This is a genomic window from Streptomyces sp. CNT360 (assembly GCF_000424785.1).
Map to the genome: position 1 here is coordinate 122,703 of NZ_KE384246.1, position 21,977 is coordinate 144,679.

The 21,977-nt window shown below is 73.2% G+C and carries 16 protein-coding genes; 3 read left to right on the forward strand and 13 right to left on the reverse strand.

Annotated elements, in window-relative coordinates; translation table 11 throughout:
- Window positions 1-16: 16 nt before the first annotated feature.
- The 3 genes from H297_RS39540 to ku are packed head-to-tail and all read right to left on the reverse strand — an operon-like array spanning window position 17 to window position 5,755.
- Window positions 17-1,192 (reverse strand): 4Fe-4S dicluster domain-containing protein, encoded by a 1,176-nt coding sequence (locus H297_RS39540; protein ID WP_486589745.1) that lies wholly within the window; start codon window positions 1,190-1,192, stop codon window positions 17-19.
- Window positions 1,189-4,455: a formate dehydrogenase gene (gene fdh / locus H297_RS0131285; RefSeq protein ID WP_027740251.1), complete on the reverse strand. Its 3,267-nt coding sequence runs from the start codon at window positions 4,453-4,455 to the stop codon at window positions 1,189-1,191. Before fdh ends, H297_RS39540 begins: the two co-directional genes overlap by 4 nt.
- 55 nt (window positions 4,456-4,510) lie before the next feature.
- A complete protein-coding gene (gene ku, locus H297_RS0131290; RefSeq protein WP_027740252.1) occupies window positions 4,511-5,755 on the reverse strand; it encodes a non-homologous end joining protein Ku in 1,245 nt (414 codons plus the stop codon).
- Between the two features lie 390 nt (window positions 5,756-6,145).
- On the opposite strand from ku, the gene H297_RS44705 reads away from it, so the two are divergent.
- Window positions 6,146-7,522, forward strand: coding sequence for a polyprenyl synthetase family protein (locus tag H297_RS44705; RefSeq protein ID WP_027740253.1), 1,377 nt, complete (start codon window positions 6,146-6,148; stop codon window positions 7,520-7,522).
- A 183-nt stretch (window positions 7,523-7,705) separates the two neighbouring features.
- Here the strand turns inward: H297_RS44705 and H297_RS44710 are convergent, their stop codons facing one another.
- Window positions 7,706-8,014, reverse strand: coding sequence for a hypothetical protein (locus tag H297_RS44710; protein WP_486589746.1), 309 nt, complete (start codon window positions 8,012-8,014; stop codon window positions 7,706-7,708).
- Between H297_RS44710 and H297_RS39545 the strand changes: the two genes are divergently transcribed.
- Window positions 7,988-9,022, forward strand: coding sequence for a CapA family protein (locus H297_RS39545; protein ID WP_486589747.1), 1,035 nt, complete (start codon window positions 7,988-7,990; stop codon window positions 9,020-9,022). The two genes, H297_RS44710 and H297_RS39545, sit on opposite strands and share 27 nt — an antisense overlap.
- Window positions 9,023-9,305: 283 nt before the next feature.
- Here the strand turns inward: H297_RS39545 and H297_RS39550 are convergent, their stop codons facing one another.
- The 7 genes from H297_RS39550 to H297_RS0131335 form a co-directional block, all read right to left on the reverse strand.
- Window positions 9,306-9,881, reverse strand: coding sequence for a S8 family serine peptidase (locus H297_RS39550; RefSeq protein ID WP_051352337.1), 576 nt, complete (start codon window positions 9,879-9,881; stop codon window positions 9,306-9,308).
- A gap of 212 nt (window positions 9,882-10,093) precedes the next feature.
- Window positions 10,094-11,614: an APC family permease gene (locus H297_RS39555; RefSeq protein WP_486589748.1), complete on the reverse strand. Its 1,521-nt coding sequence runs from the start codon at window positions 11,612-11,614 to the stop codon at window positions 10,094-10,096.
- Window positions 11,615-12,045: 431 nt separating this feature from the next.
- Window positions 12,046-13,044, reverse strand: a complete 999-nt coding sequence (gene meaB, locus H297_RS0131315; protein WP_027740254.1) for a methylmalonyl Co-A mutase-associated GTPase MeaB — start codon at window positions 13,042-13,044, stop codon at window positions 12,046-12,048.
- Between the two features lie 4 nt (window positions 13,045-13,048).
- Window positions 13,049-15,316: a methylmalonyl-CoA mutase gene (scpA, locus tag H297_RS0131320; protein ID WP_051352338.1), complete on the reverse strand. Its 2,268-nt coding sequence runs from the start codon at window positions 15,314-15,316 to the stop codon at window positions 13,049-13,051.
- Window positions 15,313-17,217 carry a methylmalonyl-CoA mutase subunit beta gene (locus tag H297_RS0131325; protein WP_027740256.1) on the reverse strand — a complete coding sequence of 635 codons (1,905 nt, stop codon included), beginning with the start codon at window positions 17,215-17,217 and terminating at the stop codon, window positions 15,313-15,315. Before H297_RS0131325 ends, scpA begins: the two co-directional genes overlap by 4 nt.
- Before the next feature lie 109 nt (window positions 17,218-17,326).
- Complete coding sequence (locus H297_RS0131330) at window positions 17,327-18,031, reverse strand: endonuclease V (protein ID WP_027740257.1); 705 nt, start codon at window positions 18,029-18,031, stop codon at window positions 17,327-17,329.
- 25 nt (window positions 18,032-18,056) lie between these two features.
- A complete protein-coding gene (locus H297_RS0131335) occupies window positions 18,057-18,593 on the reverse strand; it encodes a hypothetical protein (RefSeq protein ID WP_486589749.1) in 537 nt (178 codons plus the stop codon).
- A gap of 199 nt (window positions 18,594-18,792) precedes the next feature.
- Here H297_RS0131335 and H297_RS40640 point away from each other — a divergent pair, with 199 nt between their 5' ends.
- Window positions 18,793-20,892 (forward strand): nucleotidyl transferase AbiEii/AbiGii toxin family protein, encoded by a 2,100-nt coding sequence (locus H297_RS40640; protein ID WP_486589750.1) that lies wholly within the window; start codon window positions 18,793-18,795, stop codon window positions 20,890-20,892.
- A 4-nt stretch (window positions 20,893-20,896) separates the two neighbouring features.
- Here the strand turns inward: H297_RS40640 and H297_RS0131345 are convergent, their stop codons facing one another.
- Entirely contained in the window at window positions 20,897-21,358 is a 462-nt protein-coding gene (locus tag H297_RS0131345; RefSeq protein ID WP_027740259.1) for a MarR family winged helix-turn-helix transcriptional regulator, read from the reverse strand.
- Between the two features lie 91 nt (window positions 21,359-21,449).
- The gene (locus H297_RS0131350; RefSeq protein WP_027740260.1) at window positions 21,450-21,959 is read right to left on the reverse strand and encodes an acetyltransferase; all 510 of its coding nucleotides are present in this window, start codon (window positions 21,957-21,959) and stop codon (window positions 21,450-21,452) included.
- Between the last annotated feature and the right edge of the window lie 18 nt (window positions 21,960-21,977).

A 21,977-nucleotide genomic window follows, 5' to 3' on the forward strand; every position in this document is an offset into this window, starting at 1 on the left:
ACCGGCTGCTCGCTCGTCACCGTGGCCACCTTCGTCCGGACCGGCGGCCCGGCTTGCCGGACGTGGCGAAGGCGGCGGCGATTCCGCCGAGCAGGGTGAGCGCGGCGGCGCCCGCGTGCTTCCACATCGCCGGCAGGTCCCGGGTGGTCACCACCGGGTCGGGTGGCAGGCCGTAGACCTCGGGCTCGTCCAGCAGGAGGAAGAACGCGCCGTCGCCGCCTACGCCGTCCTCCGGGTCGTGCCCGTACAGGCGCGCGTCGGGTACTCCGGCGCGGTGCAGTTCCGCGACGCGGGCCGAGGCGCGCTCGCGCAGTTCGTCCAGGGGGCCGAACTGGATCGACTCGGTGGGGCACGCCTTGGCGCAGGCCGGGGTCTGACCGGCGCCGAGACGGTCGTAGCAGAGGGTGCACTTGAAGGCGCGGCCGTCGTCGGGACGTTGTTCGATGACGCCGTAGGGGCAGGCGGGTACGCAGTAGCCGCAGCCGTTGCAGATGTCTTCCTGGACGACGACGGTGCCGAACTCGGTGCGGAAGAGGGAGCCGGTCGGGCAGACGTCCAGGCAGGCGGCGTGGGTGCAGTGCTTGCACACGTCCGAGGACATCAGCCAGCGCAGTTCGGACGAGCCGGAGCCCTGGGCGGCGAGGGCGAAGATGTCGGCGCTGTCGTCGGCGCCCGCGTGCTGCCCGTCGCCCTGCCGTCCCCCGGGCGCGTCGTCGCCCCGGTCGCCACCGCGCTGCGCGAGCGGGAGGTCGCCGCCGGGCTGCGCAGGATGAAGGTCCCCGCCGGGCCGGCCGGTCGGCCGGTCGCCGGGGCGGGGGACCGGCTGTCCGTCCGGCTGGTGCGGGCGGACGACGGGCTTGTTCTGTTCGATGAAGGCGACGTGCCGCCAGGTGGAGGCGCCGAGCCCCTGGGTGTTGTCGTAGCTCATCCCGGTCAGCTCCATGCCGTCTTCCGGGATGGCGTTCCACTCCTTGCAGGCCACCTCGCACGCCTTGCAACCGATGCAGACGGAGGTGTCCGTGAAGAACCCGACCCGCTCGGTCGTGGCGCTCACCTCGCGGGTGCCCGTGCCGCCGACGACCTTGTGTGTGCCCGCACCGCCGGTCGCGGGCCGCCCACCGTTCGGGGTCGTCCCGTCGGCTGCCGGTGTCCCCGGTGCCGTGCCGCCGCTCATCCCCGTACCTCCGCTCATCCCCGCACCTTCGTCCCGGTGTTCTCGCTGACGCCCGCCCGCTCGCGGTAGTCCTCCAGCAGCGTCAGCAGCGCGGGGCCGCGCGGTCGGCGGCCCGGCCTGATGTCGGCGGTCAGGGCCTTGACCTCCTGGATGTGCACGTTCGGGTCGAGCGCGATGGACGTCAGCTCGTTCGCGGAGTCGCCGCGCGCGTAGCCGTTGCGGCCCCAGTGGTAGGGCAGTCCGATCTGGTGGATCTCGCGACCGCCCACCCGCAGCGGCCGCATCCGCTCGGTGACCAGCACCCGTGCCTCCACCGCGCCCCGGGCGGTCACCAGGGTGGCCCACCCGGCGTGTTCCAGTCCGCGCTCGGCGGCGAGCCGCGGCGAGACCTCGCAGAAGAACTCCGGCTGGAGCTCCGACAGATAGGGGGACCAGCGGCTCATCCCGCCCGCCGTGAAGTGCTCGGTCAGCCGGTAGGTCGTCACCACGTACGGGTAGACGCCGGCACCCGCCTCCTGCCCACTGGGGTGGTACGCGTTGGCGGGGTGCGGATGGGTCTCGCGTACGGGGCTGCGCTGCTGATCGGGGTGGAGGGGGTTGTGCACCGGTGAGTCCTGCGGCTCGTAGTGGGTGGGCAGGGGGCCGTCCATCAGCCCGGCGGGCGCGTACAGCCAGCCCTTTCCGTCGGCCTGCATGATGAACGGGTCGATGCCGGACAGGGCGTCGGGCCCGGTGGCGTCCGGGTCGGGCCGGTAGGAGGGCGGGCGGTCGGCGACGAAGTCGGGCACGTCGTAGCCGCTCCAGGAGGACTGCTCCTGGTCCCACCACACCAGCGCCTTGCGGGGGCTCCAGGGAGCACCGTCGGGGTCGGCCGAGGCGCGGTTGTAGAGGATGCGCCGGTTGGAGGGCCAGGACCAGGCCCATTCGGCGGCGATCCAGTCCTGTTCGGTGTGCGGTTTCTTGCGGGCTGCCTGGTTGATGCCGTCCTGGTAGACGCCGCAGTAGATCCAGCAGCCGCAGGAGGTCGAGCCGTCGTCGCGCAGCTCCTGGTAGCGGGTCAGCGGGCTCCCGTCGGCGTGGCGGCCGTTGATCTCGGCCAGTACGGCGTCGGCGACGGGCTCCTCCAGCGGCCCGTCGACCGGGTAGTCCCAGGTCAGTTCGAGTACGGCCCGGTCGCGCGGGTCGGTGGAGCCGCGCAGCTTCTCGCGGATGCGCCGTCCCAGGTGGTACATGAACCACAGGTCGCTGCGGGCTTCGCCGTCCGGTTCCTTGGCCGGGAAGTGCCACTGCAGCATCCGGTTGGTGTTGGTGAACGAGCCGCCCTTCTCGGTGTGCGAGGCGGCGGGGAAGAAGAAGACCTCGGTGGCGTTCTCCTCCGTCTTCAGTTCGCCGGTCTCCGTCTCGGGGCCGTCCTTCCACCAGGTGGCCGATTCGATGAGGGAGAAGTCGCGCACGACCAGCCATTCGAGGTGGGACATGCCCAGTCGCTGCATCTTGGCGTTCGCCGAGCCGACGGCGGGGTTCTCGCCCAGCAGGAAGTAGCCCTTGCACCTTCCGGCCAGTTGTTCGAGCACCGTGTCGTAGGTGCTGTGCGAGCCGGTCAGCTTGGGCAGGTGGCCGAAGCAGTAGTCGTTCTCGGCCGTGGCGGCCTCGCCCCAGTAGGCCTTCAGCAGGCTGACGACGTAGGAGCGCATGTTGCCCCAGTAGCCCTTGTCGGTGCGCATGGCGTCGACGAAGGCGTCCAGGTCCTCGGCCTTGTGCGCGTGCGGCATGGGGATGTAGCCGGGCAGCAGGTTGAAGAGGGTGGGGATGTCGCTGGAGCCCTGGATGCTGGCGTGGCCGCGCAGTGCCTGGATCCCGCCGCCGGGCCGCCCGATGTTGCCGAGCAGCAGTTGGAGCACGCAGGCGGCGCGGATGTACTGGGCGCCCACCGTGTGCTGGGTCCAGCCCACGGCGTAGGCGAACGCCGAGGTGCGCTCGCGACCCGAGTTGTCCACCAGCGCACGGCACACGCCCAGGAACGTCTCGCGCGGGATACCGCAGGTCTCCTCGACCATCTCGGGCGTGTAGCGCGCGTAGTGCCGCTTGAGGACCTGGTAGACGCAGCGCGGATGCTGCAGGGTGCGGTCGTGTGTGCGGCCTCCGGTGACGGGTGCGCCGCCGGAGCCGTGCGATTCGGAGCCGCCTGCGCTGGCGACCGAACGCCCCTGCTTGCTGCGCTTCTCGTAGAGCTCGTCCCGCTCCCCGGAGGCGGCCTGCACCACGTCGCCCTCGTACTGCCAACTGGCGACGTCGTAGTGCCCGGTCTCCTGGTTGAGGCCGGAGAAGACGCCGTCCAGGTCCTCGGTGTCGCGGAAGTCCTCACCGACGAGGGTCGAGGCGTTGGTGTAGTCCAGGACGTACTCGCGGAAGTCCGCTTCGTTGGTGAGAACGTAGTTGATGATCCCGCCGAGGAAGGCGATGTCGGTGCCCGCCCGGATCGGCACGTGCAGATCGGCGAGCGCACTCGTACGGGTGAAGCGCGGATCGACGTGGATGATGGTCGCCCCGCGTGCCTTCGCCTCCATCACCCACTGGAACCCGACCGGGTGCGCCTCGGCGAAGTTGGAGCCCTCGATGACGATGCAGTCGGCGTGCTGGAGGTCCTGGAGGAAGGTGGTGGCCCCGCCGCGTCCGAACGAGGTACCGAGTCCGGCGACGGTGGAGCTGTGGCAGATCCGGGCCTGGTTCTCGATCTGCACCACGCCCAGGGAGGTGAGCAGCTTCTTGATGAGGTAGTTCTCCTCGTTGTCCAGCGCCGCGCCGCCCAGCGCCGCCAGGCCCAGGGTGCGGTTGACGGGCACGCCGTCCTGCTCGTCCTGCCACGTCTCGCGGCGGGTGCGGATCACGCGGTCGGCCACCATGTCCATGGCCGTGTCCAGGTCGAGGCGCTCCCAGTCGGTGCCGTGGGGGCGGCGGTAGAGCACCTCGTGGCGGCGGGAGTCACCCGTGGTGAGCTGGAGCGTGGCCGCCCCTTTGGGGCAGAGCCTGCCCCGGCTGACGGGCGAGTCGGGGTCGCCCTCGATCTGTACGACGCGTTCGTCCTTGACGTACACGTCCTGGCCGCAGCCGACCGCACAGTACGGGCAGACGGACTTGACGACCCGGTCCGCCGAGTCGGTGCGGGGGCGCAGATCGCGGGTGTGCGGGGAGGAGGTGGCCGCGCCTCTGCCGGTCGGATCCTCACCCCCCGTGACCTGCCGGTACACGGGCCAGTTCGTGATCCACGTGCGTACACCCATCCCATGTCCTCCCAGCGGATCGAGTGGCAGTCCGTGCCGTCGGTGCCGACGCGGCTCAGGCGGCTCGCCCGGCGCTGCCACCCAGCGCGTCGAGCAGTTGTTCGCGGGTCATCCTGGAGCGGCCCTTGACGCCCTGGTCGGTGGCCCGCTGGTAGAGCTCCTCCTTGCTCAGGCCCGCAAGCGAGGAAGGACCCGCCCCGCCTCGGGTACCGGGACTCCTACGGCTGCGTGGACTCCCGCTGCTGCGCGTACCGCTGCGGCTCTTCGATGCCTCGCGGCTCTTCGAGCCTCCGCGGTCGGAGCCGGCCCGGTCCCCTGACCCCGTGCGGCTCCGGGCGTCCTTCCGGGCCCGGGAACCCGAACCGCTCCCGGAACCTGAACCGCTCCCGGAACCTGAACCGCTCCCGGAACCTGAACCGCTCCGGGAACCCGAGCCGCTCCGGGAACCCGCCCGGCGCGAGGAGCCCCCACGGCCCGAGGAGCCGCTCCGGCCCGAGGGGCCCGAACGGGCGGAACCACGCGAGTGCGCCCGCTCGATGCTGCGGTTGAGAGCCTCGCTGAGGTCCACCACGTTGGTGGCCTCCGGCGGGCCCTCCTCCGGGGTGACCTCCTCGCCCTTGGCCTTGGCCTCGACCAGTGCGCGGACCCGGTCCTCGTAGGTGTCGCTGTAGTCCTCGGGCCGGAAGGGAGCACTCATGCTCTCGACGAGCTGCTGGGCGGTCTTCAGCTCCTTGCTGTCCGAACGCTCCCGGGAGGGCAGTTCGGCCAGCTCCTCCTGCGGATCGCGGACTTCGTCCGCCCAGTGGAGGGTGTGCAGCGCCAGGGCTTCCTCACCGGCGCGCAGGGCGACCAGGTACTCCTTGGAGTGCATCACGAACGTGGCGATGCCGGTCTTCTCCGTGGCGGCCAGGGCGGCGCGGAGCAGCTCGTACGGTTTGTGGTACTGCTCGCCGCTGGGGGAGAGGTAGTAGGAGCGCACGTAGTAGACCGGGTCCACCTCGTCCGCTTCCACGAACCCGCCCACGTCGATGACCTGGGACTTGCCGGGGGCGATCTCCTGCAGTTCCTCCGGTTCGACGGTGACGTACTCCCCGTCCACGACCTCGTAGCCCTTGACGATGTCGTCGTAGTCGACGCTCTTGCCCGTGCGTTCGTTGACCCGCTTGTTGCGTACGCGGTCGTTGGTGCCCCGCTGCAGCTGGTGGAAGTGCGTGGTGTGGTCCTCGGTGGCGGCGTACATCCGCACCGGGACCGTGACCAGCCCGAAGGTGATCACTCCGCTCCAGACCGGGCGTGCCATCGCTTTCCCTGCCCCTCCGTGTGCCGAGCCGGTGGGTGGCCCCTCCGACCGCGGGACGAGCGCGTTCTCACTCTCGCGCGCCACGCTTCCCGCCGCATCCCGGGCCGTGCGTCCGTGTGCCCGGGTTTCACGCGCCCGGCGGCTCACACGCGCCATTTCGGACGCGTCGCCCCGTCGTGCCGCGCCCTTGCGCCCCGCGTGCTTCGCACCGGATCCACCCAGTGGGAGTCGGGGGCCCGTCGGCGGGGAAAGCCGATTACTGAGAGCTCACCATTCCCACACGCTTCGCATCTGCCCGGTGGTGACCGGCATGCCTGTGCTGTCCGGCGTGCCCGGCGATGTCCGTTCCGGAGAGGTGCCCGGCATGGAGAGAGGAGGAGGCGCTCCGGTATGACGACTGAAGAACTCTCCGACTTCCCCGGCGTGCCCGCCGCCCCGTCCCTGTTGTCCTCCGCGCACCGGCGGATCGATCCGCTGCTGCGCGAGGCGGTCGGAGCCCTCCAGCCCGAACTGCGCCGGGTGTGCGGCTACCACTTCGGCTGGAGCCAGCCCGACGGCAGCCCCACCTACGGCGTCGCCCCCGAACCCCCGTTGCGTGCGGCTCTGACCCTGTACGCCGCGGGCGCGGGCGAGACCGGGCGCGACGGAACCTCGCACACCCCCACGGCCGCGGCGCTGCCGGGAGCTGCGGCCGTGGAACTGGTGCACAACTGGGCGGTCCTGCACGACGACGTCATGGACGGCGAGGCCCTGCGCCACGGCCGCTCCGCCGTATGGGCCGTCTACGGCACCGGGTGGGCCGTCCTGGCCGGTGACGCGCTCCTGGGCGCCGCCACCCGGCGCGTCCTGCCGGTGGAGACGGGGCCGACGTCGACGCCCGGCGCGGACCCGTCGCCGGTGGCGGACCTGGGACCGGCAGCGGTGATGGACGCGGTCACCGGCCCGATGCCGAAAGCGAGTCCGGGGCCGGGAGCGGGTTCGGGCGCGGGGCCGAGGGCGGGTTCGGGACCGGGAGGAGGCCCGGGATCGGCGGCGACGCGCGAGCCGGGGCCGGCAGCCGGCAGGCAGGGTGCGGCAGCCCGCAGACCGGGAGCGGCCGACGGCAGGCGGCACCGTACGGCGGCGGAAGGACGGCGGGTCGAGAGCGGACGGAGCGCCGAGGCCGCGGCGGAGGCAGCCGTGCTGCGCCTGCTGACCCGCACGACGTCCCGGCTGGTCAGCGGCCGTTCCGCCGAGCTCGCCCTGCGGCGCCGCGCCCCCGAGGGCATCACCGTCGAGGAGTACGCGGTGGTCGCCGGTGCGCGCCGCGGTTCGCTGCTGGAGTGCGCGCTGGCGAGCGGCGCCCTGCTGGCGGGCGCGGACGAGCGGGTGGTCGAGGCGCTGACCCGTGCCGGTCACCATCTGGGCGTCGCGGCGCAGGTGGCCCGCGACATCGAGGACCTGTGGTCGGGTACGGCGCTGAGCGGACGGCCGGTCATGAGCGGTCTGCGGGAGGGCGGCCCGAGTCTGCCGCTGATCGCCGCGCTGCGTGCGGGGAACCCGGCGGCCCGTACCCTCGCCCAGTCGCTGGGCGGCGGCCCCGCGTGCCCGCCGCCACCGGACGAGCTGGCCGCTCTCATCGACCACGCGGGCGGGCGGGCGGCCGCACACGAGATCTCCGCCTGGCAGTTGACCGAGGCGCTCACCCAGTTGGACAAGGCCGGGTTGCCGTCCGCCACCCACGCCGCTCTCCGCGCGCTCTTCCGACACACGGTCGCTCAGGGCTGAGCGGGGCGCGGGAGCGGGCCCCCGGTGCCGGCCCGCCGGTTCCGTCGCCGTGACGGGTGGTCTTCGTGGGCCGGATGGCCGTGTCCTGCGGTGTCGCTGCCGGGGGGCGAGGGCGAGGCGTCGTGCAGTGCGTTTATCGCACTTGTATTACTGGTTCGCCTCGCAGGAGTACGCATGAGCACATCAGCGCCTCTCGGCCGGCGCCGCCTCGGCCGCTGTCGCCGCCCTGTCCGCTTCCGACGCCTCCTCCGCTCCCGGCTCTCCGCCCGCCTCCGGTCCTCCGCCCGCAGTCGCCGCGCCGGTGCCGTCCTCGCCGCCTCCGTCCTGCTGGCCGGGGCCGCCGGATGCGGGTCGGCGGGCCAGGGCACGGGCACCGGTCCCGGCGGGAGCGGAGGGCGAGGGCACGGTCAGGACGCCCGGCAGCAACAGGTCCAGGGGCGAGAGCAGCAGCGGGGCTTCTCGCTGGTGGGTACCGGGGACCTGCTCGTCCACGACTCGATCATCCGGCAGGCGCGTGCGGACGCGGGCGGTTCCGGCTACGATTTCGGCCGCATGATCGACGCGGCCAGGCCCATGGTGCGGGACGCCGATCTGGCGATCTGCCACATGGAGACCGTCTCCGGCCCCAAGGGCGGTCCGTTCACGGGGTATCCGCTGTTCAAGACGCCGCCGCAGCTCGCCCGCTCCGCCAAGGACACAGGTTACGACTCGTGTTCGACCGGCTCCAACCACACGCTCGACGACAGCGCCGAGGGCGTGGGCCGCACCCTCGATGCCATGGACAGTGCGGGCCTCAAGCACGTGGGGTCCGCCCGCTCGGCCCGTGAGCGGACCCGCCCCGCCGTGCTGAAGGCGGGCGGCGCCAAGGTTGCCCAACTGGCCTACACCTACGGCACCAACGGCATCTCCCTGCCCGAGGACAAGCCATGGCTCGTCAACCTCATCGAGCCGCAGCGCATCATCAAGGACGCCCGCGCCGCACGGCGTGCCGGGGCTGATGTGGTGGTCGTCAGCATGCACTGGGGCACCGAGTGGCAGCAGGAGCCCGACGAGTTGCAGCGCACGATGGCCAAGAAGCTGACGGCCTCGCGCACGCACGGGCGCCGCGACATCGACCTGATCCTGGGCACGCACGCGCATGTGCCGCAGGCGTACGAGAAGGTCAACGGCACCTGGGTGGTGTACGGCATGGGGGACCAGATCGCGGGCAAGATGAACGACCCCCGCGGCTCCATGGGTACCGCCGCGCGCTTCCACTTCGTTCCGCCGGGCCGACAGGCCGGAGCACGCGGCGAAGGTCACCGGGGCGCCTGGACGATCGACAAGGCGGAGTACACGCCGTTCCTGATGCGGAACTCGCCCCGCTACACCCTCGTCAACCTCGCTTCCCCCGCCAGCCGCAAGGCGGGCGACCCCGAGCAGGACAAGGCATACGACACCATCCGCGGGGCCGTCCTCAGCCGCGGAGCGGAGAAGGACGGCCTGCGCATGGTGCCGTGACCCCGGCCGGTCTGCCGGTCAGCCGGTGGTCGGCAGACCGGGCCCGATGCCGCTCAGCGCGGCCCGGGTGTGGGGAAGCCGCCGGGGACGCCTGCCGGGCCTGGCAGGTCAGCCGGTCCTGTCGCTGTGGCGGCGGGTAGGGCGGCCCGGCGGCGGTCTGCCCGGCTGACGGCGACGGCGCCGACCACCAGCAGCGGTCCCGCACCTCCCGCGACCGGCCCCACGGTCGGTTCGCCGGTGTCCAGGGGCGGGCGCCGGGTGGGCTCGACTCCGTTCGGCGGGGTCAGGAACGACTTGCCCTTGTGCTCGGCCGGAGGGTGGGAGAGGCCCGCACGGCCGCCGCCGCGTTGACCGCGCCGTGGCCCACCAGCGGGTTGTGGCCGCCCGGCGGGTGCGCGGCGGTCCGGGTGAGGATCGAACGGACCTGCGCGGGCTTGAGCTTGCCGTCCTTGCCCGGCATCAGGGCAGCGACACCGGAGGTGAGGGCCGCAGCCGGTGAGGTGCCGTTGACGGGTTCGTAGCCGCCGGTGTTCTTGGCGCTGACGATGCCGACGCCCGGCGCGGCGACGGTGTCGTGCGTCCGCACCGTGGAGAAGTCGGCGCGGCTGCCGCCCTTCTGGCCGGCGGCGACGGCGATCTCGCTCGGGTATCCGGCCGGACAGGACGAGTCGTCGAACCCGTCGCCCTCGTTGCCCGCCGACGCGATGACGGTCACGCCCATGGCGGCCGCGTGCGCCAGCGCCTTGGTCTCCTCCTTGTCGGAGCTGGAGCCGATGGAGTCGCCGCCCAGCGACATGGAGACGACGTCGGCACCGTGGTCGGCCGCGTAGTCGATGCCTTGTGCGACGGGGCTCGGCACGTCGGGCGTCATCGGCCAGGGCCGGTGACAAGGCGATCGAAGCCCCGCCCCGTCTCCGCCACAGAACCGCAGGTCAGAAAAGTTCCGGACACAGCAGGTCGCACGTGTGCCCGCCCGTGGGGGGCGGGCACACGGTGGCTCGAATGTGGTGGTCCGGCGGGCGCGGTGCGGTCACCGCGTGAACGAGGGCTCAATCAGGGGAGGGCGGCGGGTCAGATCCGTTGGAGGGCGTCGTCGTGCCCGTCCTCCGGCCCGCTCGCGGCGGCCTTCGCCGAGACCCTCCCGGTCGCCGGGTGCACGACGCCGACTCCGGTGCCCTCGCCGTCCTGCGTACCGTCTCCGGTCCGGTCACCCGCGGCGGCGGCCTGCTCCTCCTCCGGGACGGAGATGACCCAGTGCGTCGCCTGCCGGGGCCGCAGGTAGCACGCCCAGTACGCCGCGGCCAGGACGACGAGGCCGCCGGTGATGGCGAGGCTCTCGGCGCTCTGCTGGCACAGCACCCACACCAGCGCGGCCATCAGCACGCCGGGGAGCACCGGCCACAGCGGCATCCGCCAGGCGGCCCGGTGCTTGAAGCCCTCACGGCGGGCGGCCAGCGCGCCGAGGGCGACGAAGACGTACATCCCGGCCACTGCCACGCCGGTGACCTCGTTCAGCACGTCGAGGTCGACGAAGCACAGCACGGCTCCGGGAACGCCGACCATCAAGGTGGCCACCCAGGGCGAGCTGAATCGCTTGCCCAGCCGGGAGAGGGCGCGGTTGACCGGGGTGGGCCAGGCGGCGTCGCGGGCGGAGGCGAAGACGACGCGGGAGTTCTGGATGACCATCACGATGGCGGCGTTGACGATGGCCAGCGCGATGCACAGGCTGATGAACGTGCCGACGGCGGAGTTGCTCCACTGCTGGACCATCCCCGCGACGTCGCCGCCCGCCAGCGCGTGCAGGTCCGGGGCGCCGAGCGTGATGGCGACGACGGGGACGATGACGATGGCGAAGCCGAGGGCCAGTGTCCACAGCACGGTGCGCGAGACGGTGCGGCGCGGGTTCTCCATCTCCTCGGCCAGGTACACGGCGGTGGTGAAGCCCTGGAGGATGAACAGCGCGGTGGCCAGTCCCGTGACGATCAACCCGGCCGTGACGGGGCTGGTGTGGCCGTGGCCGCCGTCCATGACCGGGTGGACGAGCACCGAGGCGGAGCGTTGGCTGTGGCTGAAGCCGAGGAAGGCGACGATGCCGGCGCCCACCACCTCCAAGGCCAGGAAGATGCCGGTGATCCAGGCGTTGGCCCGCAGGTCCAGCAGCCCCATCGCGGTGGACAGCAGCATCACGGCGGCGGCTGCGAAGCGCGGGTCGAGGTGGACGAGGGGCGCGAGGTAGTCGGCGGTGCCCAGCGCGATGATGGGCGGCACGATCATCACGACGATCAGTGACAGGACGAAGACGAGCCAGCCCGCGAGCCGGCCCAGGAGGGTGCCCACCATGGCGTACTCGCCGCCCGAACTGGGGACGAGCGTGCCGAGTTCGGAGTAGGTGAAGGCGACGCCGACGCAGAGCAGGGCGGCGATGGCCAGTGTGAGGGCGGTACCCGTGCCCAGGGTGCCGAAGGAGTCCGGCACGATCACGAAGAGTGAGGAGGCCGGGGTCAGACAGGACAGGGTGAGAAGCGTGCCGCCCACGACGCCGATGGAGCGGGTGAGCCGGGGCCGGCTTGCGTCTTCGTGCGTGTCGGTCATGCGGGTCCGTTTCGTACTGCGTACTGCGTACCGAGCACTGCGCACTGGGCGCGTGCTGGGTGGGGAGCGGTATCGCCTCCGGGGCGGGACCGGCGGCGCGGTCCGGGACGTGTGCCGTCCGGAACGTCGTTCCGGTCAGCGCATACAAGCTCCTCGGTCGAAGTGGAGTCAAGACCCTCGTTCGACGGAATCCGCAGGAAAACAGTGCCTCTACTACCGTTCCGTGAGGCAAATGCGCCTTGCGGAAGCGGTTTTCGCTGACTGAGGAAACCGCAGTGACGATTTCGGTTTCCCCGGTCCTTCGGCGGCCCCGCACGGTTGTTGCCACGGCACCAGGCTCGCTGCCCGTATCCGCCCCGGCGCGACGACGGACGCGAGGGGACGGCCACCGGGACGGTCCTGGGCGGACCCCGCGTCGTCGGGCGAGGGTGTCAGTCGCCGCCGGGTGTCAGGCCGAAGGCCTCGACGAGGCGCTGGGCGGCGCGGGTGGCCGTCAGGGAGCCCTCGCGGACGCGCTCCTCCAGCAGCGGGGCCAGCCGCCGCACCTCCGGGTGGCGGGTCAGCCGGCCGAGGAGGTCGTCGCGGACCATCGACCACACCCACTCCACCTGCTGGTCCCGCCGTCTGGCGGCCAGCTCCCCGGTGGACTCCTGCACGGCGCGGTGCTGTTCCAGGCGTTCCCACACCTCCTCCAGGCCGGTGCCCTCCCGGCCGCTGCAGGTGAGCACGGGCGGCGACCAGGCGGCGTCCGGCGTCCTCATCAGCCGCAGCGCGCCCGCCAGTTCGCGGGCGGCCGAGCGGGCGTCCCGCTCGTGCGGGCCGTCCGCCTTGTTGACGGCCAGCACGTCCGCGATCTCCAGCACGCCCTTCTTGATGCCCTGCAACTGGTCGCCGGTGCGGGCCAGGGTCAGCAGCAGGAAGGAGTCCACCATCTGGGCCACGGTCGCCTCGGACTGGCCGACGCCGACGGTCTCCACGAGGACCACGTCGTAGCCCGCGGCCTCCATCACGATCATCGTTTCCCGGGTGGCCTTCGCGACGCCGCCCAGCGTGCCCGCGGTGGGGGAGGGGCGCACGAACGCGTCCGGACTGACGGACAGGCGCTCCATCCGGGTCTTGTCGCCCAGGATGGAGCCGCCGGTCCGGGTGGAGGAGGGGTCCACGGCCAGTACCGCCACCCGGTGTCCGCGCTCGGTCAGCTGAGTGCCCAGCGCGTCGATGAACGTCGACTTGCCGACTCCCGGGACGCCGCTGATGCCCACCCGCCGGGCACCGCCCGCGTGCGGCAGCAGGCCGGTCAGCAACTGCTGCGCCAGCTCCCGGTGGTCGGCGCGGCGGGACTCCACGAGTGTGATGGCCCGCGCGATCCAGGCGCGGGAGCCCTCCAGGACGCCCTTCTCGTACGCGTCGAGGTCGATGCTCCGGGGCACGTGCTCAGCCCTCGCCGTCCGTCGGACCGTCCAGGTCGTCGTGGCCCAGCGCGGCGGCCAGCTTGCCCAGCAGGTCGTAGGCCGCGTCCGGGATGACGGTGCCCGGCGGGAAGACGGCCGTCGCGCCCGCCTCGTGCAGAGGTTCGATGTCAGCGGGCGGGATCACCCCGCCCACGACGATCATGATGTCGTCCCGCCCTGCCGCGGCCAGCTCCTCGCGCAGCGCCGGGACGAGCGTGAGGTGTCCCGCGGCCAGCGAGGAGACGCCCACGATGTGCGCGTCCGCCTCGACGGCCTGCCGCGCCACCTCGGCCGGGGTCTGGAAGAGCGGGCCGACGTCCACGTCGAAGCCGAGGTCGGCGAACGCGGTGGCGATCACCTTCTGGCCCCGGTCGTGCCCGTCCTGCCCCATCTTGGCCACCAGCAGCCGGGGCCTGCGGCCCTCGGCCTCCTCGAACGCGTCCACCAACCGGCGGGTGCGGGCCAGGGACGACGACACTCCTGCCTCCTCGCGGTACACACCGGAGATCGTACGGATCTGTCCGGCGTGCCGCCCGTAGACCTTCTCCAGCGCCTCGGAGATCTCCCCGACGGTGGCCATGGCGCGCGCCGCGTCCACGGCCAGCGCCAGCAGGTTGTTCTCCAGACCCGGTCCCGGGGTGGCTCCGGCGGCCCGGGTGAGCGCCTCCAGCGCCGCCCGGCAGGCGCCCTCGTCGCGTTCGGCGCGCAGCCGTTGCAGCTTGAGGAGCTGCTGGGCGCGGACCGCGGTGTTGTCGACCTTGAGGACGTCGATCTCCTCGTCGCTCGCCGCCCGGTACTTGTTGACGCCGATCACCGGCTGCCGCCCCGAGTCGATGCGGGCCTGGGTGCGGGCCGCCGCCTCCTCGACGCGCAGCTTCGGGATGCCCGCGTCGATGGCCTTGGCCATGCCGCCGGCCGCCTCGACCTCCTCGATGTGCTGCCAGGCCCGCGCCGCCAGGTCGTGGGTGAGCCGTTCCACGTAGGCGCTGCCGCCCCACGGGTCGATCACCCGGCAGGTGCCCGACTCCTGCTGGAGCAGCAGTTGGGTGTTGCGGGCGATGCGGGCGGAGAAGTCGGTGGGCAGGGCGAGCGCCTCGTCCAGCGCGTTGGTGTGCAGGGACTGGGTGTGGCCCTGGGTGGCGGCCATCGCCTCGACGCAGGTGCGGGTGACGTTGTTGAAGACGTCCTGCGCCGTCAGCGACCAGCCGGAGGTCTGCGAGTGGGTGCGCAGCGACAGCGACTTCGGGTTCTTCGGGTCGAACCGCTGGACGAGCTTGGCCCACAGCAGCCGCGCCGCCCGCAGCTTGGCGACCTCCATGAAGAAGTTCATCCCGATCGCCCAGAAGAACGACAGCCGCGGCGCGAACGCGTCCACGTCCATGCCCGCGTCCAGCCCGGCGCGCAGGTACTCCACGCCGTCCGCCAGCGTGTAGGCCAGCTCCAGGTCGGCCGTCGCACCGGCCTCCTGGATGTGGTAGCCGGAGATGGAGATGGAGTTGTAGCGCGGCATCTTCTGCGAGGTGAACGCGAAGATGTCGGAGATGATCCGCATGGAGGGCTGCGGCGGGTAGATGTAGGTGTTGCGGACCATGAACTCCTTGAGGATGTCGTTCTGGATGGTCCCCGCCAGCTTCTCGGCCGGTACGCCCTGCTCCTCGGCCGCGACGATGTAGAGCGCCAGCACCGGCAGCACGGCGCCGTTCATCGTCATCGAGACGGTCATCTTCTCCAGCGGGATGCCGTCGAAGAGCTGCCGCATGTCGTAGAGGGAGTCGATGGCGACGCCCGCCATGCCGACGTCGCCCGTCACGCGCGGGTGGTCGCTGTCGTAGCCGCGGTGGGTGGGCAGGTCGAAGGCGACCGAGAGCCCCTTCTGTCCGGCCGCCAGGTTGCGGCGGTAGAAGGCGTTGGACTCCTCGGCCGTGGAGAAGCCCGCGTACTGGCGGACCGTCCACGGCTGGTTGACGTACATGGTCGGATACGGGCCGCGCAGGTAGGGGGCGATCCCCGGATACGTGTGCAGGAAGTCGAGGCCGCGCAGGTCGTCCTCGGCGTAGAGGGGCTTGACGGCGATCCCTTCGGGGGTGTGCCAGGCCAGATCCTCCACGCTGTGCCCGGTCCGCTCCTTGACGGCCTCCCGCCACCGGTCGCCGGTGGCCGCCGTCTCGTCGGCCCGGCCGCTGTCGAGACCGACGGTGGTGAAGTCCGGGATGGCGGCGGAGTGGTCCCCGCGCTCTCGCTGCCGGCTCATGCGTCGACCCCCATGCGGTCCAGAAGGGAGGTAAGGACGGCGACCGCGTCGCCGCCCGCGTGGACGAACTCGTCGACCCCGGCGGCCTCGTACGCCGCGCGCCGCTCGGCATCCGGCCTTCCGGCGAGGAGCACCGCGGCGGCCCCCGCCTCCTTGAGCGCGGTCGCCGCACCGGCCGCCTCCGCCTCGTAGAGCGCGTCGCTGGAGCACAGGCAGGCCACGGTCGCACCACTGGCCGCGAAGGCCGCGGCGGCGGTGGAGGCGTCCACCGTCACCGGTTCGTGCACCGGCTGGATCCCGCCCGCCCGGGCGAGGTTGGCGACGAAGGAGACCCGCGCCGTGTGGGCGGCGGCGGGACCGAGCGCGGCCACGAACAGCGCGGGCCGGGTCCCGGTGGCGGCCAGGTGGCGGTCCGCACGGGCCCGCAGCGCCTCGTACGCGTCGTCGCGGCGGACCCGGGGCAGCCCGCCGCCGGGGCGCCGCGGCGCGGGCTCGCGCGCGACGGGCCGCTCCTCCAGCGAGGGGAACTCGCTGATCCCGGTGATCGGTTCGCTCCTGCGGGCCAGCGCCGTGCTGCGCCGCTCCCAGGCTTCGCGCAGCTGTGCGGCGACCTGTCCGCCACGCAGCGCGGCCGCCATGCCCCCGGCGCGCTCGGTCTCCTGGAAGCGGTCCCAGGCGGTGTGCGCCAACTCGTCGGTGAGGGCCTCCACGTACCAGGAGCCGCCCGCCGGGTCGACCACGCCGGCCAGGTGGGACTCCTCCAGGAGGATCGAGGAGGTGTTGCGGGCGATGCGCCGCGCGAAGGCGTCCGGCAGACCGAGCGCGTCGTCGAACGGGAGCACGGTGATCGCGTCGGCGCCGCCCACCCCGGCCGCCAGAGTGGCGACCGTGGTGCGCAGCATGTTCACCCACGGGTCGCGACGCGTCATCATCACCGGCGAGGTCACCGCGTGCTGCCGCTGGGCGGCTGCCTGCGCGGGCGCGCCGCACGCCTCGACGACCCGCGCCCACAGCCGTCGCGCGGCCCGCAGGGTGGCGACGGTGGTGAACTGGTCGGCGGTGGCCGCGTAGCGGAACTCCAACTGCGCGGCGGCCTCGGCCACCGACAGGCCGGCCTCGGTCATGTCGCGCAGGTAGGCCACCGCGGTCGCCAGCGCGTACCCCAGCTCCCGGGCCGGGGAGCCGCCCGCCTCGTGGTAGGGGAGCGTGTCGACCACGTAGGTGTGCAGGCCCGGCTCGTCGCGGGCGCAGCGCACCGCCAGCGCGGCGGCCGCAGAGCGCAGCCCGTCCGCACCCGCGTGGTCGCCCGTTCGGGCCGCGTGCCCCAGCGGGTCGGCCCCCAGGACGCTGCCGGGCGCGGGCTGCGTGCCGTCCGGCAACCGTCCGCGCAGGCGCAGCAGTTCGGCGGCGGCCTCCTCCAGTGCGGCGCCCGGCTCCAGGACGACGGGCGCCAGGTCGAGATAGACGCCCTCCAGCGAGCGCTCCAGCTGTGCAACCGGCAGACCGCCGTCGCCCACCGCCAGCCACAGCGAGGTGACCCCGTTCTCCAGGTCGCCGAGGACCGCTTCCCGGGTGCCTTCGGTGTCGGTGCGGGCGTGCCGCTGTCGTACGTCCCACCCCCGGGCGGCGTTGCCCTCGGCGCGGCTGCCCCGGACGAAGGGTGCGAAGCCCGGCCACCCGGTTGACGCGGGCGGGGTGCTCCCGTCGCCGCCGGAGTAGAGAGGGCGCACCTCGATGTCGTCGGCGAGCGTCGTGGTGAGGGCGGACTCGGGCGCGGCGTCGTCGAAGGCCGTCGCTCCCGTCTTGCGCAGAACCCCGGCCACGAGCTGCTGCCACTGCTCGTGCGTGGCGTCCGGGAAGTCCTGAGCGAGGGAGAGCCCTTCTTCAGGCGGGACCGTCATGGCCGCAGGTTAGGGGAGCCAACTGGCCAGTAGCAGGGGGCACGGGTGTGACCTTGCACTCTCCCGTCCAACGGAGCACGCCCCGGTGCGGCGCGGCAGGTCCTGGCGGTCAGGGTCCGGTGAGCTCGGCCAGCTTGCGGCCCGCGAGGTGGTCGGCCCTGCGGGTGGTCTCCGGCTGCCGGTAGGCGGGAGCCAACTGGAGGGTCAGGGCGGTGGCGTGTTCGAGGCCGATCCCGCTGCCGACCGAGACGAAGACGGGCTTGACGCCGTCCTGGGTGCGCAGGGCGCGCCCGACCTCCTCCCCGTCGAGGGTGAGCGGGGAGAAGGAGCCGCGCTCGTGCCCCGGCTGCTCGAAGTCGAAGAGGAACGGCGTCTTGGCCACCCCGAAGCACGGCAGGCCCGTCGAGACGCCCAGGTGGACGGCGAGTCCGGCGCGCCGCGGATGGGCGATGCCGTAGCCGTCGCACACGATCACGTCCGGGCGCCGGCTCAGGCCGTCCAACGCGGCCGACACGGACGGCAGTTCCCGGAAGGCGAGCAGTCCGGGCACGTACGGGAAGTCGGTACGGCCCACGTGCACGGACTCCTCCACCACCTGCAGGCTCGCCGCGTCCAGGAGGACGGCGGCGGCCACCAGGTCACCGCCGTCCGCGTAGGCGACGTCCACCCCGGCGACGGTCCCGACCTGCTCGGGCGCCGGTCCCGGCCCCACCACGTCGGCGGCCTCGCGCACCTGTTCCTGGACGGCGACCGCCTCCGCCTCCGTGGCGGGCCGGCTGTCCGGCCCGCCACGGTGCCCCGTACCTGTCCCCACGTGCCGCTCCGCCTTCCCCGCTCGCTCAGTGCACGGCGCACTCGACGTCGTGCAACTCGATCGGGTGGGAGTCTAGAGCGACGTACGCCGTCGAGGTACTGGTGGTGCCGTCCGCCCAGTAGGCGGTGACGGTCGCCCAGCCGGAACCGGCCGACTGCGCGACCGTCACCGGACCGACCGCGACGCGTTGCGGAGTGTTCTGGGCGCAGAGGATCACGTCGTGGTCGGGGTGCTGGTGCTGCTTCTTCTTGAGGAAGTCCGAGACGTAGCGCTCGCGCTGCTGGGCGGTCGGCCCGTGTGCGCCGTAGAACCAGGTCAGGAAGCGGTGGATCTCGGGGCCCGTGTGGCGGTGCGCCTGCGGGGAGGGGGCCGTCTGCGGTGCCGGGGAGGGCGGCGCGTAGATCTGCGGCTCCGGCTCGGCCGGGGCCGCCCCGGCGGGGGAGACGGTGAGGGCGAGCGCGGCGGCTGCCGCGGCGCACACGGCGAGGGCGGTTCCGCGCACGGTGCGGGCGGGGTGACCGGCTCGGCCGGATCGGGTGGCGCGGAAGGCGGTACGGGGCATCGAACACCTCTTTGGTCGGGCTTGGCCCGGAATACGGGATGGTGACGGTATCGTCCGCCGTCGGGAGGGTCCGCGGTACCGCAGTGCCCCCACGCGCCCCCGCAAATCCCCCTGTCGGCGGGTTGCGGTCGCCGCGCGGGCCGCCGGGTCCGCGTTCCCGGGCGCGGGTGCGGTGCGGGCACCTGAGATCATCAAACGCGTGTCCGACAGCACCCCTCCCAGCGCCCCGGCCTCCGCCACCGCCGGCGGCGAGCCCGCGTTCTGCGGCGAGTTCGAGATCCACCTCACCGTCGACGGAGAGTCCCCGGCCGTCGCCTCCGGCGCCCTGGCCGCCGTCGCCGCCGCACGGGCGTGGAAGTACGCGCGCATCGTGCTCGACCGGGGCCGCGTCCCCGACCAGCCGATGGTCACCCTCACGGTGGAGGGGACGGTCGGGGAGGCCCGCGCGGCGGCGGACGCCGCAGCCCGGGAGCTGGCCGCGGCGGGTTGCCCTGTCGTCCGGGTCAAGATCGAGGCGACGCCGTGGACGCGGGGGGTGCCCGGCTCCGACGAGGAGGGCGCCGCCCTCGGGCCCGCCTACTACTTCGAGCATCACGTCAAACTGCTGCTCCCGGCGGACATCGAGGCGGCCGAGGTGGAGCGCCTGACCGGGCTGGTCGTCCGGCACGCGGCCCATCTGTCCCGCAACGCCCGCCGGACGCGCGGCGACGGACAGCAGGAGCGCTTCGTCACCCAGCGCTGCCGGCAGGTCGGCAACGAGACGGCCGCCCGCGAACTGAACCACCTCCTCGCCCACCTCTCCCGCCCGTACCCGATCCTGTCCGTGGAGCGGGAGTTCGTCGTGCTCGACAGCGCGGGGGAGCTGGACGAGGGCTGGATACCCGAGACGCGCGAGGAGGGCGCCACAGCGGTGCGGCAGCCGGGGACGCCGGTCCGCGCGGGGTGGCGCAAGTTCGAGTACGGGCCCTGGGCGGCCGAGGAGACCGTCCCGCAGCAGAAGCTGGACGAGGAGACCCGCGCCGCACTCGCACTCCCTCCCACACTCCGCCCGGTGCTCGGCGGCGACGCCGTCGTGCAGCGCCCCGTCTTCGACCCCGCGATGAAGCACCACACCAGGGCGATGCGGCTGGGCGAACCGCAGTTCACGGACGCGGAGTCGGGCGCGGCGTGGTACGCGGCGCGGAGCGAGGCACTGGACCTGGTGCTGGCCGCCGTCGCCGGCTCGCCGTGGGCCGACCACCTGGTGCTGCGGGGCAGCGTGCTGCTCCGCGCCTGGTACGGGACCGCGGCACGGGAGCCGGGCGATCTCGACTTCGTCGTGGAGCCGGACACCTGGCAGGTGGACGAGGAGCGTACCGAGCGCATGCTGGTGGAGCTCGCCCGCGCCGCCGAGGCCCTCTCACACCGCGCCGGGCACGGCACCGTCCGGCTGGACGCGGACCACGCGGCCCGCGGCGAGATCTGGACCTACGACCGGGTGCCGGGCCGCCGCCTCGTCATCCCGTGGACCGCCCAGGGTGTGCCCGGCGGCACGGTCCAGCTCGACTTCGTCTTCCACGAGACGCTTCCGGCCCCCGCCGCTCCCACGCCGGTACCCCGCCCCGCGGGCGTGCCCGGCGGGCCGCTCACGGTCCGGGCAGCCACCCGTGAACTCTCCCTCGCCTGGAAGCTGCTGTGGCTGGTCAGCGACGCCTACCCGGAGGGCAAGGACCTCTACGACGCGGTGCTGCTCGCCGAGGACCCGTCGTTCACGCTCTCCTTCGACCTGCTCCGTGCCGTCTTCGTGGACGTCGAGTACGGGTACTACGACCGGAACCCGGTCCTCCTGGGCAAGCTCGTGGACGCGGCGGGCAACGCCGACTGGTTCGAGTTCGCCAAGGACCACCCGGACATCGCCGGCCCGCCCTGTTTCGCCGCCGGGGCCCCCACGCCCGACCGGCTCGACCGGTTCGCCACCGCGCTGGCGCCCGCCTTCGCCCTCGACGACGGCAGCGGCGAGCCCGCCCGGTACCAGCAGTACGCCCGCTGGCTCGCCCCGCTCGTCGCCGCGAGCCGCGCCGCGTACGCCGAGGGCGGGCTGCCGACCGTGCTGGAGCGGCTGTCGGCCGCCCACGTCCCGGCCGACTCCGCGCTGGTCGTCGTCCGCGAGGTGCTGGGCCGCGCCGCACACTCCGTGGAGGGGGTGCTTCCGCTGCTGGCCGCGTTCCGGTCCCCGCCCGACCCCGGGCACCCCTGGCGCCGGGGCGGCTGGCAGGAGGACAGGTTGCACGCCGGGGCCGCGCTGCTGCGTGCGGGGTGACCGCTCAGTCCCCGGACACCCCGAAAGAGGCGTCGGGTGCGGGCGGCGGCCCCCACGGCGCCTCCAGGGCCGTGCGCAGCCCGGCGACGGCCGTCGTGCCGATCCGCTCGGCCAGGCGCGCCTCCAGCTCTGCCAGGATGCGCTCCGCCTGCCCGTGCACCCGCGTGCCCTCGGTGGTGCGCCGGATCAGCCGCTGCCGCGCGGAGCCGGGGTGCGGCGCCTGCTCCAGCAGTCCGGCGTCCATCAGCCCGTGCACGGCCTGGTGGGCGGTCTGCCGGGTGACGCCCATCCGCCGCGCCAGCTCCGCGATGGTGGTGCCCTGCTCGTCGAGTACGGCGAACAACTGGGCCTGCGTCGGCGACACCGGTGCGGCACCGGCCGCCGCCATCGCCGCCAACAGCCCCTCCTCGAACCAGCGCCGGGCCTCGACGAGCAACTGGGGCAGGTTGCGGCGGCTGTCGTGCATGGGCTTCCTCGCGGTGCGGTCCGGCGGGGGCGGGCCGCCCCCGCCGGTCAGGTTACCGACGGCGCCGGGGCCGCGGCGCCGTCGGCAGGGGTCAGCCCTGGGCAGCGGCGGGGGCGTCGAAGGAGATCCAGGTGTCCGGCGGCAGGTCCGGGCGATCCGGTACCGGCCTGCGTTCCTCGGTCCACGCGTCCCCGGCGATCTCGGTGGCGACGCGGCGCCAGAACGCGACCGCGGCGACGTTGCTCTCCTGGAAGGCGACGTCCCACGGCCCCGGGTGTCGCGCCACGACCTCTTGGACGGCGCGCAGCCCGATCCCCGCCCTGCGCGCCCCGCGGACCACGAAGAAGCTGTTCAGCACGCGCGTCGGAGCAGTCAGACCGCGGACGAACGCCAGGCCGACAGGGGACGTGCCGCCGGTCAGCAGGTAGGGCGCCCAGTCCGCCCGGGCGAAGGCGGCGTGGAGCCGGTCGCTGCGGAAGGTGCCGTCCGGGTGGGGCAGGGCGCCGTCGAACTCCGACATGTCGTGGCGGAACAGCAACCAGAGGCGCTCCATCACCGGTTGGTCGGCTGCGACGGCGAGGCGCGCGGTTACGTCGGTCATGGAGCTCCCTCGGGTGGT

Bases quoted from the DNA above. Each gene is read 5' to 3' on its own strand.
- scpA (WP_051352338.1), bottom strand. From the start codon at position 15,316: ATGAGCCGGCAGCGAGAGCGCGGGGACCACTCCGCCGCCATCCCGGAC.
- H297_RS0131325 (WP_027740256.1), bottom strand. From the start codon at position 17,217: ATGACGGTCCCGCCTGAAGAAGGGCTCTCCCTCGCTCAGGACTTCCCG.
- H297_RS39540 (WP_486589745.1), bottom strand. From the start codon at position 1,192: ATGAGCGGAGGTACGGGGATGAGCGGCGGCACGGCACCGGGGACACCG.
- H297_RS44705 (WP_027740253.1), top strand. From the start codon at position 6,146: ATGACGACTGAAGAACTCTCCGACTTCCCCGGCGTGCCCGCCGCCCCG.
- fdh (WP_027740251.1), bottom strand. From the start codon at position 4,455: ATGGGTGTACGCACGTGGATCACGAACTGGCCCGTGTACCGGCAGGTC.
- ku (WP_027740252.1), bottom strand. From the start codon at position 5,755: ATGGCACGCCCGGTCTGGAGCGGAGTGATCACCTTCGGGCTGGTCACG.
- H297_RS0131350 (WP_027740260.1), bottom strand. From the start codon at position 21,959: ATGACCGACGTAACCGCGCGCCTCGCCGTCGCAGCCGACCAACCGGTG.
- H297_RS39555 (WP_486589748.1), bottom strand. From the start codon at position 11,614: ATGACCGACACGCACGAAGACGCAAGCCGGCCCCGGCTCACCCGCTCC.
- H297_RS0131335 (WP_486589749.1), bottom strand. From the start codon at position 18,593: ATGCCCCGTACCGCCTTCCGCGCCACCCGATCCGGCCGAGCCGGTCAC.
- H297_RS0131345 (WP_027740259.1), bottom strand. From the start codon at position 21,358: ATGCACGACAGCCGCCGCAACCTGCCCCAGTTGCTCGTCGAGGCCCGG.